The organism is Pseudomonas germanica (assembly GCF_019614655.1).
In the GTDB taxonomy this organism is placed as follows: domain Bacteria; phylum Pseudomonadota; class Gammaproteobacteria; order Pseudomonadales; family Pseudomonadaceae; genus Aquipseudomonas; species Aquipseudomonas neuropathica.
In genome coordinates, this window is record NZ_CP071586.1 from 867,958 (window position 1) to 880,731 (window position 12,774).

Annotated in this window: 10 protein-coding genes and 2 tRNA genes; 8 read left to right on the forward strand and 4 right to left on the reverse strand. The window is 59.2% G+C overall.

Translation table 11 applies throughout. The annotated features are described in order from the left end of the window. The first annotated feature begins 76 nt into the window (after positions 1-76). Complete coding sequence (locus J0G10_RS03755) at positions 77-2,011, forward strand: methyl-accepting chemotaxis protein (protein WP_095047412.1); 1,935 nt, start codon at positions 77-79, stop codon at positions 2,009-2,011. A gap of 109 nt (positions 2,012-2,120) precedes the next feature. Here the strand turns inward: J0G10_RS03755 and J0G10_RS03760 are convergent, their stop codons facing one another. The 4 genes from J0G10_RS03760 to J0G10_RS03775 form a co-directional block, all read right to left on the reverse strand. Then, a complete protein-coding gene (locus J0G10_RS03760; RefSeq protein WP_220557490.1) occupies positions 2,121-3,686 on the reverse strand; it encodes an ABC transporter permease in 1,566 nt (521 codons plus the stop codon). Beyond that, positions 3,686-4,696 carry an extracellular solute-binding protein gene (locus J0G10_RS03765; protein WP_095126137.1) on the reverse strand — a complete coding sequence of 337 codons (1,011 nt, stop codon included), beginning with the start codon at positions 4,694-4,696 and terminating at the stop codon, positions 3,686-3,688. The genes J0G10_RS03760 and J0G10_RS03765 overlap by 1 nt, the downstream gene beginning before the upstream one ends. A gap of 192 nt (positions 4,697-4,888) precedes the next feature. Then, positions 4,889-4,975 (reverse strand) — tRNA-Leu (locus J0G10_RS03770). 180 nt (positions 4,976-5,155) lie between these two features. Then, positions 5,156-5,242 (reverse strand) — tRNA-Leu (locus J0G10_RS03775). A 226-nt stretch (positions 5,243-5,468) separates the two neighbouring features. Here J0G10_RS03775 and rnr point away from each other — a divergent pair. The 7 genes from rnr to dnaB all read left to right on the forward strand — a co-directional run bounded on the left by rnr (position 5,469) and on the right by dnaB (position 12,766). Then, positions 5,469-8,099, forward strand: a complete 2,631-nt coding sequence (gene rnr, locus J0G10_RS03780) for a ribonuclease R (protein ID WP_095047303.1) — start codon at positions 5,469-5,471, stop codon at positions 8,097-8,099. Further along, complete coding sequence (gene rlmB, locus J0G10_RS03785; protein WP_095047304.1) at positions 8,096-8,863, forward strand: 23S rRNA (guanosine(2251)-2'-O)-methyltransferase RlmB; 768 nt, start codon at positions 8,096-8,098, stop codon at positions 8,861-8,863. Before rnr ends, rlmB begins: the two co-directional genes overlap by 4 nt. A 306-nt stretch (positions 8,864-9,169) precedes the next feature. Further along, positions 9,170-9,592 (forward strand): 30S ribosomal protein S6, encoded by a 423-nt coding sequence (gene rpsF, locus J0G10_RS03790; RefSeq protein ID WP_016771938.1) that lies wholly within the window; start codon positions 9,170-9,172, stop codon positions 9,590-9,592. 29 nt (positions 9,593-9,621) lie between these two features. Continuing rightward, on the forward strand, positions 9,622-9,852 hold the full coding sequence (gene rpsR, locus J0G10_RS03795; RefSeq protein ID WP_002551829.1) for a 30S ribosomal protein S18: 231 nt from the start codon (positions 9,622-9,624) through the stop codon (positions 9,850-9,852). 36 nt (positions 9,853-9,888) lie between these two features. Continuing rightward, positions 9,889-10,782 (forward strand): hypothetical protein, encoded by an 894-nt coding sequence (locus tag J0G10_RS03800; protein ID WP_016983782.1) that lies wholly within the window; start codon positions 9,889-9,891, stop codon positions 10,780-10,782. A gap of 19 nt (positions 10,783-10,801) precedes the next feature. Next, positions 10,802-11,248, forward strand: a complete 447-nt coding sequence (gene rplI / locus J0G10_RS03805) for a 50S ribosomal protein L9 (protein WP_003186385.1) — start codon at positions 10,802-10,804, stop codon at positions 11,246-11,248. A 120-nt stretch (positions 11,249-11,368) separates the two neighbouring features. Beyond that, positions 11,369-12,766 (forward strand): replicative DNA helicase, encoded by a 1,398-nt coding sequence (dnaB, locus tag J0G10_RS03810; protein WP_007915846.1) that lies wholly within the window; start codon positions 11,369-11,371, stop codon positions 12,764-12,766. Positions 12,767-12,774 lie beyond the last annotated feature (8 nt).

A 12,774-nucleotide genomic window follows, 5' to 3' on the forward strand; every position in this document is an offset into this window, starting at 1 on the left:
ACGGCATGACCTTTGCTGTGAATCTGTCTACAAGAGTGCCATCAAATTAATGGCGTCAGAAGTAGAGGTATTCACAGTGTCGGCCGTTCTCTCACTGTTACAAAGCCGTTTGTTGCGCCCCGTGTTCGTTACCCTTGGTATCGCCCTTTTGGTGCAGGTGTTGGTGGCCGTTGCCCTGACGCGGAGCACCGTCACGGCGCTGGAAGCTGACTTGGCGGTGCGCCTCGGCGCCGACAGCCAGAAGCTCTCCGGTGAACTGGAGCAGGCCGGGCGTGAAGTCACCTCGAGCCTCGATGCCTTGTCCGCCAGTACTCGTCAGCGGCTTACCGCCGGCCTGTCCTCGCGCCTGAAAGAAGAGCAGGCGCAACTGCGTGCGACGCTGGAAAAGGATCTGAAAGATTCGGCCAATGACATGGCGCAGTTACTGGCCTCCGTAGCCCCGCGTGCCATGTGGGACAGCGACGTACCGACCCTGTCCGAGTTCGCCCGCCGTGCCCAGCGCAATCCCAACGTTCTATTCGTGGTCTACGACGACGCCACCGGCCAGCACCTGACCCGCTATCTCAATCGCGAAAACCCGATCAACAAGGCCTTGCTGGAAAAGGGCCAGGGCGAGCGTGCATTGGATAAAGTGCTGGATGCGGCGAAAAACGATTCATCGGTTTACTACCTTGAAGCCTCGATCAATCCCAATGGTGTGGAAATTGGCAAGGTGTTGATGGGTGTTTCCACGGCGTCGGTGGAAACCGATCTGGCGGCACTGGACAAGCGCTTCTCAGCGTTGATCGCGAGCAGTGATCAACTGGTCGGCGACAGCCTCAAGGGCGCTGCAGCGGACAGTGCCAAAGCCATGCAGGCGCGCCTGCAATCGGCGCAGTCAACCGCCGTCGAGATGAAAGCCAACACCGCCAATACTGTTCAAGAGGCGGCAGCTACCCTGCGCTGGCGGATCGGCATGGGCCTGGCGTTGGTCGGTTTTGGCGTGCTTCTGTTATTGGCCGTCGTGCTCGGCCATCGCGTGGTCAATCGCCTGAAGATGCTCAACGCTGCGATGGATGACCTGGCTGCGGGCGAGGGCGACCTGACCAAGCGTGTACAGATCAACAGCAAAGACGAAATCGGCGACATGGCCTCGGCGGTCAACCGTTTTGTGGATAAGTTGCAGCCAATCGTGCGCGAAGCGGGCGATGTCGCGCAGCGTACTGGCGTCGAGATTGGCGCGATGACCCTGCGCAATGCCGGTGCCGATGCGGCTGCCGGCATGCAGCGTGATGAGGTAGCGGAAAGCCTGCGCGCACTGTCGCAAATGGCTGATGAGGCGCAGTCGGAAAGCCATGCGATGCAAGCGGCTTTGAAGCAGGTTGTGGATATTCGCCAGGCCACCGACGAAAACACCCGGACGTCCGCCAAGGTCGGCAGCCTGATCGAGGCGCTGGCGGGGCAGGTCGATACCGGAGCGAAAGTCATCGAGCGGCTGGCTCAGCAGAGTGAGCAGATTGAGGTGGTGCTGACGGTGATTCACGGGATTGCCGAGCAGACCAATCTGCTGGCGCTCAACGCGGCGATTGAAGCGGCACGTGCTGGCGAGACCGGGCGTGGGTTTGCCGTTGTTGCCGACGAAGTGCGTGCGTTGGCGAGCAAGACACAAAGCTCTACCGGCGATATTCAGGCGCACATCGTCGCGTTGCAGCAGGGCGCGCGTGAGGCGGTCGAGGCGATCGGCCAGGCCGGGCGTCAGGCCAGCGAAGGTTTACTGGTGCTGCGTGACAGTGCGCGCTTGCAGCAGTCGGTACAGGTCTCGGTCGAGCAGGTGCATGCGGCGATTGGCTTGGCAACGCAGGCGGCTGCGCATCAGGCGCAGGGAGCGCAGGCTGTACGTGGCCGCGTCGAGACAATTCATGCGCAAGCCGAGAAAGCGGCGCAGGCGGTGGTGGAGACCACCGCGAGTGGCAAGGTGCTGGATGGTTTAGCAGCGCAGCTCAAGGCTAGTCTGGGGCAGTTCAGAGCTTGAGGTTGTCTGGGCGGGCCTCTTCGCGAGCAGGCTCGCTCCCACATTAGATCGCGTTCCTCTGATGGAGCTCGGTCAACATGTGGGAGCGAGCCTGCTCGCGAAAGCGCTATCAGCGGCTCAGATACATCCGGGTCGTCAGTAAATAAACCGGCAGCCCCGACACCAAAATCAACAACGCCGCATAAGGCGCCGCCGCCGCAAACTCGACATTCGCAGTATGCGCCCAGACCTCGGTCGCCAAAGTGTTCAGTCCGGTCGGACTCAGCAGCAACGTCGCCGTCAATTCCTTCATCGCATCCAGAAACACCAGCGCAAACGCTGCGCCCAATGCCGGGAAGATAATCGGCAGCGTCACCCGACAAAACGCCGTGAACGACGAAGCGCCCAGTGTGCGCGCAGCCTCTTCCAGTTGCGGTGCCGCCTTGTTCAGTGCCGTGCGAATCGGCGCCTGCGCCAATGGCAGAAACAGCAGCGCATAAGCGATCAGCAGCAACCCCGAAGTCTGGTACAGCGCCGGCACGTAGTGCAGGGCGAAATACACCAGCGTCAGCGCAATCACCAGGCCCGGCAGCGCATGCAGCAGATACGGCAAGCGCTCGGCCCAGATTGCCAGTTGGCCTTTGTAACGCACCACCAACAAGCCGACCGGCACGGCCAGCACTAGACACAGCGCAGCTCCGCCAAGAGAAAGTGCCAGAGAAGAAAGCAGGGCTTCAGTGATCGCTGCCACCGGGAATGCTGCGGATGAACCGACCGCCAGCCAATACGCCAACATCCCCAACGGAATCCCGCTGCCGACAATTGCCAGCATCAGGCAATACAGCTGACCGACCGTGGCCCATGATCCTAGCCGAACCTGTTCAGCTTGGCGCGCGGCACCTTGTCCGGTGCGCACATGCCGGCCTTTGCCGCGTACGCGCAGCTCCAGCCACAACAACACCAGACACAGCGCCAGCAGCACGGCGGAAAGCATCGCCGCGTTGGCGTTACTGAACTCCAGTTCGAATTGCTGATAGATCGCCGTGGTGAAGGTTTGCAGGCCGATGATCGACAGTGCGCCGAACTCCACCAGCATGTGCAAGGCAATCAATAGCGAGCCGGCCAATAGCGAAGGCCAGAGCAGCGGCAGGGTCACGCGGAAAAATACGCCCCAGCGATTCTGCCCAAGGGTGCGTGCCGACTCTTCAAGGGAGGGATCGAGATTGCGCAGAGTTGCCGCCACCGGCAGGAAGATAAGCGGATACTTCGACAGGCTCATCACCAGAATCGCCCCGCCAAGCCCTTCGAACTGCGCGCTCAGCGAAACCCAGGTGAAGCTGCTGACAAACGCCGGCACCGCGAACGGCAGGCACAGGATCACGCCCCATAGGCGACGCCCTGGCAAATTGCTGCGTTCCAGCAGCCAGGCCAGCGACAGACCAATCACGCCGCAGGTGAGGGTTACGCCAACCATCAACGCCAACGTGTTGCGCAACAGGCCGAACACATACGGGCGCCACAACAAGTGCAACGCCTCGGCCCAGCCGGCCTGCCAGGCCTTGAGCCCGACATAGGCCAGCGGCAACAGGCTCATCACTACCAGTAACAACACCGGCAGCACCAGCCAGATTGATGGCCGCTTGCGCTTTGGTACGTAACCCCCGCGCGCGGCGGGGGCGGATAACGATGCGGTCATCAGTTCAAGCCAACTTCACGTTCCAGTTCCAACGCTTCTTCGGCATTGCCCAGATCGGCAGGAGTGACGTTTGGCGCTTCCAGTTCGCTGAACGGCTTGAGCCCGCGATCCGATTCCATGCCTTTATGCAGCGGATACTCGGCGGTGGTCTGAGTGATCACGCGCTGACCTTCTTCGCTGGCCATATAGGCGAGGAATTGCTGGGCTTCTTTTGGATGTTTGCTGGATTTCAGCACGGCAGCGCTGGACACGGTGATCAAGCCGCCGACGTCGCCACCGGTGAAGTAATGCAGTTTCGAATCCAGTTTGCCTTTCTCGCGTTGCAGGGCGAACCAGTAGTAGTTGTTCACCAGCACGGTGGCGACTTCGCCGTTTTCCACGGCTTTGAGGGCGACCATGTTGTTGCTGTAGGTCTTGCCGAACGCGCGCAGACCGGTCAGCCATTCTTCGGCGGCGTCACGACCGTGCATCTTGATGATGGCCACGGCTTGTTCCTGAAACGCGCCGCTGGTTGGCACGAAGCCGACTTTGCCTTGCCACTGTGGATCGGCGAAATCCAGGACTGATTTTGGCAGGTCTTTTTCGTCGACCAGTTTCGGGTTGTAGGCGACAACGCGAACACGCGCTGTCACGCCGATCCAGGTGCCGTTACCGGCGACATATTTTTCTGGTAGTACGGCCAGAGTGGCGTCATCGGTTTTGGCCAGCAAGCCCAGTTCGCCGAGATTGTTCAGTGGTGGTGACTCTTCGGTGTAGATCACGTCGGCGGGAGAGCGGTCGCCTTCTTCGATGATCTGGCTGGCGAGCTGATTGCTGCTGCCTTTGCGCACGTTGACGTGAATGCCGGTCTTGGCTTCGAAGGCTTTGGCGATCGCGTCGCCGACTTCCTTGTGCTGGCCGTTATAGAGAGTCAGGGAAACCGCATCGGCAGCCTGGGTGAGGGGAGTGGCGAGCGCCAGACCGAGGAGGGTGAAGGTCAGGCCTCGGCGCAGGGTATTTCGAAACGTCATTCGCAGGGTTCCTCACTGTCGCATTGCAAAAACTTGCAACAATGATAAACGATATTGTTTCTCAAGTGCGCCTCGCGGTGGGACTGGCGTTTTGATAGGTGCGATGGTGATGGGGTTTCGGGAAGCCAGAAACGCAAAAACCCGCTTTCGCGGGTTTTTGTGAAATCCAAGGTCGTAACCTTGAATTTGAATTGGTGCCCAGAAGAAGACTCGAACTTCCACGACCGTAAGGTCACCAGCACCTGAAGCTGGCGTGTCTACCAATTTCACCATCTGGGCAATCATCGCTAGCGTTGCCGCTGTTGATGTGGCGCACTATACGGAGCGCGTTTTGATCTGTAAACCCCTGATTTAATTTTAATAAATCAGTTTTAAGAAAAGCCGGGCTTAGAATGCAAAAAACCCGCTTTCGCGGGTTTTGTGTGAGCCTTGAAACTGATCTAATCTCAAACTCGAAATTGGTGCCCAGAAGAAGACTCGAACTTCCACGACCGTAAGGTCACCAGCACCTGAAGCTGGCGTGTCTACCAATTTCACCATCTGGGCAGTATCGTTAACGCTTGTGCGTCGTCGATGGCGCGCACTATACGGAGCGTCTTTTTAACTGTAAACCCCTGCCAGCAAAAAATATGATTTTTTTTACCGGCGGTGTTCAAAACGGCTTTCAAGCGACGATACAGACCCTCATAAGGGCCTTATATAGTCGGAAATTTCCCGTTTCATGGCGCCTATGCCAAACTAACCCGCATATAGACAAGGTGAAAACTCTCTAATGGCCGATTGGCAGTCCCTCGATCCCGAGGCCGCTCGTGAAGCGGAAAAATATGAAAACCCTATTCCTAGCCGCGAACTGATCCTGGCGCACCTCGCCGATCGGGGTTCGCCTGCTGCCCGCGAGCAACTGGTCGAAGAGTTTGGTCTGACCACAGAAGACCAGATCGAAGCCCTGCGCCGCCGCCTTCGCGCCATGGAGCGCGACGCCCAACTGATCTACACCCGCCGTGGCACTTACGCGCCGGTCGACAAGCTCGACCTGATCCTCGGCCGCATCAGCGGTCACCGTGACGGTTTTGGCTTCCTGGTGCCGGATGACGGCAGCGACGACCTGTTCATGAGCCCCGCGCAAATGCGTCTGGTGTTCGATGGCGACCGTGCGCTGGCGCGTGTGTCCGGTCTCGACCGTCGCGGTCGCCGTGAAGGCGTGATCGTTGAAGTGGTGTCCCGTGCTCACGAAACCATCGTCGGCCGCTACTTCGAAGAGGGCGGCATCGGCTTCGTCGTCGCGGACAACCCGAAGATCCAGCAGGAAGTGCTGGTCACCCCGGGCCGCAACGCCAACGCGCAGATCGGTCAGTTCGTCGAGGTGAAAATCACCCACTGGCCGACGCCGCGCTTCCAGCCGCAAGGCGATGTGGTCGAAGTGGTCGGCAACTACATGGCGCCGGGCATGGAAATCGATGTCGCCCTGCGCACCTACGACATTCCGCACGTCTGGCCCGAAGCCGTTCTGAAAGAAGCGGCCAAGCTCAAGCCGGAAGTTGAAGAAAAAGACAAAGAGAAGCGCGTCGACCTGCGCCATCTGCCGTTCGTCACCATCGACGGCGAAGACGCCCGCGACTTCGACGATGCGGTTTATTGCGAAGCCAAGCCGGGCAAGCTGCGCCTGTTCTCCGGCGGCTGGAAGTTGTACGTGGCGATTGCTGACGTTTCCAGCTACGTGAAGATCGGCTCGGCGCTGGACAACGAAGCCCAGGTACGCGGCAACTCGGTGTACTTCCCTGAGCGCGTGGTGCCAATGCTGCCTGAGCAACTGTCCAACGGCCTGTGCTCGCTGAATCCGCATGTTGATCGTCTGGCCATGGTTTGCGAGATGACCATCTCCAAGTCCGGCGAAATGACCGACTACTGCTTCTATGAAGCGGTGATCCATTCCCACGCGCGTCTGACCTACAACAAAGTCAGTGCGATGCTGGAAACACCGAAAATCACCGAAGCGCGTCAGCTTCGCGGTGAGTACAACGACGTTCTGCCGCACCTCAAACAGCTTTATGCGCTGTACAAGGTGCTGCTGGCTGCTCGTCACGTACGTGGCGCGATCGATTTCGAAACGCAGGAAACCCGAATCATCTTCGGTACCGAGCGCAAGATTGCCGAAATCCGTCCGACCACCCGTAACGACGCGCACAAGCTGATCGAGGAATGCATGCTGGCGGCCAACGTGGCCACCGCCGAATTCCTCAAGAAGCACGAAATTCCTGCGCTGTACCGCGTCCACGATGGTCCGCCACCGGAGCGTCTGGAAAAACTCCGTGCCTTCCTTGGCGAACTCGGCCTGTCCCTGCACAAAGGCAAGGACGGTCCGTCGCCGAAGGATTATCAGGCGTTGCTGGCAAGCATCAAGGATCGTCCGGATTTCCACCTGATCCAGACCGTGATGCTGCGCTCGCTGAGTCAGGCGGTGTACAGCGCTGATAATCAGGGCCACTTCGGCCTGAATTATGAAGCCTATACCCACTTCACTTCGCCGATCCGTCGTTACCCGGACCTGCTGACGCACCGCGCGATCCGCAGCGTGATCCATTCGAAACAGGACACTCCGCACGTTCGCCGTGCCGGGGCGATGACCATTCCGAAGGCGCGCATCTATCCGTACGACGAGGCGGCGCTGGAGCAGCTCGGCGAGCAGTGCTCGATGAGCGAGCGCCGTGCCGATGAAGCCACCCGCGATGTGGTGAACTGGCTCAAGTGCGAGTTCATGAAAGACCGCGTGGGCGAGTCGTTCCCGGGTGTGATCACAGCGGTCACCGGTTTTGGCCTGTTCGTTGAGCTGACCGATATCTACGTCGAAGGTCTGGTCCACGTCACGGCGCTGCCGGGCGATTACTACCACTTCGATCCTGTGCATCACCGCCTGGCGGGCGAGCGCACCGGTCGCAGCTTCCGTCTTGGCGATACCGTTGAAGTGCGCGTGATGCGCGTTGACCTCGACGAGCGCAAGATTGACTTCGAGATGGCTGAAAAAACCATCAGCGCGCCGATCGGTCGCAAAAAGCGTGGTGCTGAAACCGCTGCGCCTGCTGCCAAGGCTTCGGAAGAAAAGGCTCCGGCTAAATCCGCCAGCCGTCGTCCGGCCAAGGAAAAAGCGGCAGAAGCCTATCGCCCAAGCGACGCCGTGGCGAAAAACGCCGAGCTGCGCAAAAGCCGTGAAATGAAGAAGGCTCTGCTTTCCGACGCTAAAAACGGTGGTAAAGCGGCGTCCGGGGGAAAGACCGGACGGTCGGCGCCTGAAAAGGCCTCCGGCGGCAAGCCAGCGAAACCGAGCAAACACCGTAAGGGGCCGCCAAAAGCGGGCTCCGCTCCAGCCAAAAGTGGCGGGGCACGTAAACCGAAGGCGAAGTCATGAGTCAGTTGGAAAAAATCTACGGCGTTCACGCGGTAGAAGCGTTGCTGCGTCACCACCCGAAACGCGTCAAGCAGATCTGGCTGGCGGAAAGCCGCAACGATCCGCGCGTGCAGACCCTGGTTGAGCTGGCCAACGAAAACCGTGTTCAGGTCGGCCAGGCCGAGCGTCGCGAAATGGACGCCTGGGTTGAAGGCGTGCACCAGGGTGTGGTCGCGGAAGTAAGCCCGAGCCAGGTCTGGGGCGAAGCCATGCTCGACGAGCTGCTCGATCGCACTGAAGGCGCGCCGCTGTTACTGGTGCTCGACGGCGTGACCGATCCGCACAACCTTGGTGCTTGCCTGCGTTCGGCGGATGCGGCCGGTGCGCTCGCGGTGATCGTGCCGAAAGACAAGTCGGCGACCCTGACGCCGGTCGTGCGTAAAGTCGCTTGCGGCGCGGCGGAAGTGATTCCATTGGTTGCCGTGACCAACCTCGCTCGCACCCTGGAAAAACTTCAGCAGCGCGGTCTGTGGATTGTCGGTACTGCGGGGGAGGCTGAGGTCAGCATTTATGACCAGGACCTGACTGGCCCGACCATTCTGATCATGGGCGCTGAAGGCAAAGGCATGCGTCGCCTGACCCGCGAGCACTGCGACTATCTGGTGAAGCTGCCGATGGCCGGTAGCGTCAGCAGCCTCAACGTCTCGGTTGCGACGGGCGTGTGCCTGTTCGAAGCGCAGCGTCAGCGCGGTGCAAAAGCCAAGGCTACTGCCAAGAAATCCTGATCTGCTGCAAATCCCTTGTAGGAGTGAGCCTGCTCGCGATAGCGGTGCAACATTCAGCATCAAAGTTGAATGTTGCCCCATCATCGCGAGCAGGCTCACTCCTACATTGTTTTGTGGGAAGGCGAAGATCGGTGATTGTTCAAATAATCACCAATTGCCTTGCACCTCTTCTGTCCCTTCTCTACAATTGCGCCCCTTGCTGTGACGGCAGGCACGCATGTGCCCCGCGCCAGCAAGTCCATAAGTGTCATTCACTCCTTGTCTGACCGTTTTTGAGCGGCAGGCTACAACCCGTAAGGAGCATTCATGCGTCATTACGAAATCATCTTTTTGGTCCACCCGGATCAAAGCGAGCAAGTCGGCGGCATGGTTGAGCGTTACACCAAGCTGATCGAAGAAGACGGCGGCAAAATCCACCGTCTGGAAGATTGGGGCCGTCGTCAACTGGCCTACGCAATCAACAATGTTCACAAGGCTCACTACGTGATGCTGAACGTTGAGTGCACTGGCAAGGCCCTGGCCGAGCTGGAAGACAACTTCCGCTACAACGATGCAGTGATCCGTAACCTGGTCATCCGTCGCGACGAAGCCGTTACCGGCCAGTCCGAGATGCTCAAGGCTGAAGAAAACCGCAGTGAGCGCCGTGAGCGTCGCGACCGTCCTGAGCACGAAGGCGCCGAAGGCACCGATAGTGATGACAGCGACAACAGCGATAACGCTGACGAGTAATCCACGGACCTTATTAAGGAGCCTATCAAATGGCACGTTTCTTCCGTCGTCGTAAATTCTGCCGCTTCACCGCTGAAGACGTGAAAGAGATCGATTACAAAGATCTCAACACTCTGAAAGCCTACGTATCCGAGACCGGCAAAATCGTTCCAAGCCGCATCACCGGTACCAAAGCTCGTTATCAGCGTCAGCTGGCCACCGCTATCAAGCGCGCCCGCTTCCTGGCCCTGCTGGCCTACACCGACAGCCACGGCCGCTGAGACCGGGCAGTCGACAAGTAGCAAAGGATTGAATGCATGCGTGCCTTAGCTGAGTTCATCATGCGAGGCCGTATGCAGGCCACTCTCGTGGTGGCCGGATGTGCAACATTGCCGTTGTTGTATTGGTTGGGTGCTGCCGCGGGGAGCCTTGTGCTGCTGCGGCGCGGACTGACGGACGCCCTGGGTGTTCTGTCTCTGGGGCTGCTGCCGGCGTTGATCTGGTGGCTGTATGCCGATGACCCACGGGCACTTCTGGTGCTGCTGGGGTCTTCGGGGCTTGCGTTGGTTTTGCGCGCAAGTGAATCCTGGGTCCGCACGCTGCTGGTCAGCGTAGTGATTGGAGTGGTGTTTTCGGTGGTGCTCGGGGCAGCGTTTGCGGCCCAGATCGAGATGCTCGCGCAGGCCTTGATAAAGGTCATGCCGGCGCTTCTTGGTGAAACCTACAAGCAATTGTCGGTCGATGAGCAAGCGCGTTTCGCGTCCCTGATTGCACCGGTCCTGACCGGACTGATTGCGGCGCTGTTGCAGATCGTCAGCGTGCTGAGCCTGATTGTCGGGCGGCATTGGCAGGCGTTGTTGTACAACCCGGGTGGTTTTGGTCGCGAGTTTCGCGCCATCCGGATCCCGCTGGGGCCGGCGATGTTGCTGCTGGCGTTGATGCTTCTGGGCCCGAATCTCGGTGCACAGATGGCCATGTTGACGCCGTTGTGCAGTGTACCGCTGGTGTTCGCCGGACTCGCCCTGATTCACGGGCTGGTCGGGCAGAAGCGACTGGCCGGTTTCTGGCTGGTGGGGTTGTACGTCACGCTGCTGTTGTTCATGCAGCTGATCTATCCGTTGCTCGTGGTCCTGGCCATTGTCGACAGCCTGATTGATTTTCGCGGTCGTCACGTGTCGAAAGACACCGATAACGCGAACGGTGAAGGTTAAAAGTTAAGAGGATTTCCACATGCAACTGATCCTTCTGGAAAAAATCGCCAACCTGGGCAACCTGGGCGACAAAGTAAACGTTAAGGCCGGTTACGGCCGTAACTACCTGCTGCCTTTCGGCAAAGCTACCGCTGCAACTGCTGCCAACCTGGCTGCGTTTGAAGAGCGTCGTGCTGAGCTGGAAAAAGCTGCCGCAGACCGTAAAGCATCGGCTGAAAGCCGTGCTGCCCAACTGGCCGAGCTGGAAGTGACCATCACTGCCACCGCTGGCGACGAAGGCAAGCTGTTCGGTTCGATCGGTACTCACGACATCGCTGACGCACTGACCGCCTCCGGCGTTGAAGTTGCGAAAAGCGAAGTTCGTCTGCCGAACGGCACCATCCGCAACGTGGGTGAATTCGACGTGGCTGTGCACCTGCACGCCGAAGTTGAAGCCACCGTACGCGTTGTCGTGGTAGCAGCTTAAGTAACACCTGATCGGCTGGCGGCTTGTCCGTCAGACGGTTAACATCGGGCACGATCCTGTTTACAGGTCGTGCCCTTTGTCTTTCTGAACTCCCTGTTTTTCCAAATTACACAAGTGGCCATGAACGATATCTCCGCTCCCGAGCAATACGATCTGCAAACCGCTGCCCTGAAGGTGCCGCCGCATTCCATCGAGGCCGAACAGGCTGTACTCGGTGGTCTGATGCTGGACAACAACGCCTGGGAACGCGTGCTCGATCAAGTCTCCGACGGCGATTTCTATCGACATGACCACCGTCTGATTTTCCGTGCGATCGCCAAGCTGGCCGATCAGAACATGCCGATCGACGTCGTGACCCTGTCTGAACAACTGGACAAGGAAGGCCAGACCTCGCAGGTCGGTGGCCTCGGTTACCTCGGTGAACTGGCGAAAAACACGCCGTCCGTCGCCAACATCAAGGCCTATGCGCAGATCGTTCGTGAGCGAGCGACGTTGCGCCAGTTGATCGGCATCAGCACCGAAATCGCCGACAGCGCCTTCAACCCCGAAGGCCGCACCGCCGCCGAGATTCTCGACGAAGCCGAACGCCAGATCTTCCAGATTGCCGAGGCCCGGCCAAAAACCGGCGGCCCGGTAGGTGTGAATGACTTGCTTACCAAGGCCATTGATCGCATCGACACCCTGTTCAACACCGACAACGCCATCACAGGCCTGTCCACCGGCTACACCGACCTCGACGAGAAGACCAGTGGCCTGCAACCGTCCGACTTGATCATCGTCGCCGGCCGTCCGTCGATGGGTAAAACCACCTTCGCGATGAACCTGGTGGAAAACGCCGTGTTGCGCAGCGAGAAGGCGGTTCTGGTGTACTCCCTCGAGATGCCAGGCGAATCGCTGATCATGCGTATGCTCTCCTCGCTTGGGCGCATCGACCAGACCAAAGTGCGTTCCGGCCAATTGGAAGACGATGACTGGCCGCGCCTGACTTCGGCGGTCAACCTGCTCAACGACCGCAAGCTGTTCATCGATGACACTGCCGGCATCAGTCCGTCGGAAATGCGTGCGCGGACCCGACGTCTGGTGCGTGAACACGGTGATGTCGGCCTGATCATGATCGACTACCTGCAACTGATGCAGATCCCCGGTTCCAGCGGTGACAACCGCACCAACGAAATTTCCGAAATCTCGCGATCCCTGAAAGCGCTGGCCAAGGAATTCAACTGCCCGGTGGTGGCGCTGTCGCAGCTCAACCGTTCCCTCGAACAGCGTCCCAACAAGCGCCCGGTGAACTCCGACTTGCGCGAATCCGGAGCGATCGAGCAGGACGCCGACGTGATCATGTTCGTGTACCGCGACGAGGTCTATCACCCGGAAACCGAACACAAAGGCATCGCCGAAATCATCATCGGCAAGCAGCGTAACGGCCCGATCGGTTTTATCCGCCTGGCCTTTATCGGCAAATACACGCGCTTCGAAAACCTCGCGCCGGGCAGTTACAACTTCGACGACGACGAGTGACAGCAGGC

Bases quoted from the DNA above. Each gene is read 5' to 3' on its own strand.
- J0G10_RS03760 (WP_220557490.1), bottom strand. From the start codon at position 3,686: ATGACCGCATCGTTATCCGCCCCCGCCGCGCGCGGGGGTTACGTACCA.
- J0G10_RS03765 (WP_095126137.1), bottom strand. From the start codon at position 4,696: ATGACGTTTCGAAATACCCTGCGCCGAGGCCTGACCTTCACCCTCCTC.
- rnr (WP_095047303.1), top strand. From the start codon at position 5,469: ATGGCCGATTGGCAGTCCCTCGATCCCGAGGCCGCTCGTGAAGCGGAA.
- rlmB (WP_095047304.1), top strand. From the start codon at position 8,096: ATGAGTCAGTTGGAAAAAATCTACGGCGTTCACGCGGTAGAAGCGTTG.
- rpsF (WP_016771938.1), top strand. From the start codon at position 9,170: ATGCGTCATTACGAAATCATCTTTTTGGTCCACCCGGATCAAAGCGAG.
- rpsR (WP_002551829.1), top strand. From the start codon at position 9,622: ATGGCACGTTTCTTCCGTCGTCGTAAATTCTGCCGCTTCACCGCTGAA.
- J0G10_RS03800 (WP_016983782.1), top strand. From the start codon at position 9,889: ATGCGTGCCTTAGCTGAGTTCATCATGCGAGGCCGTATGCAGGCCACT.
- rplI (WP_003186385.1), top strand. From the start codon at position 10,802: ATGCAACTGATCCTTCTGGAAAAAATCGCCAACCTGGGCAACCTGGGC.
- dnaB (WP_007915846.1), top strand. From the start codon at position 11,369: ATGAACGATATCTCCGCTCCCGAGCAATACGATCTGCAAACCGCTGCC.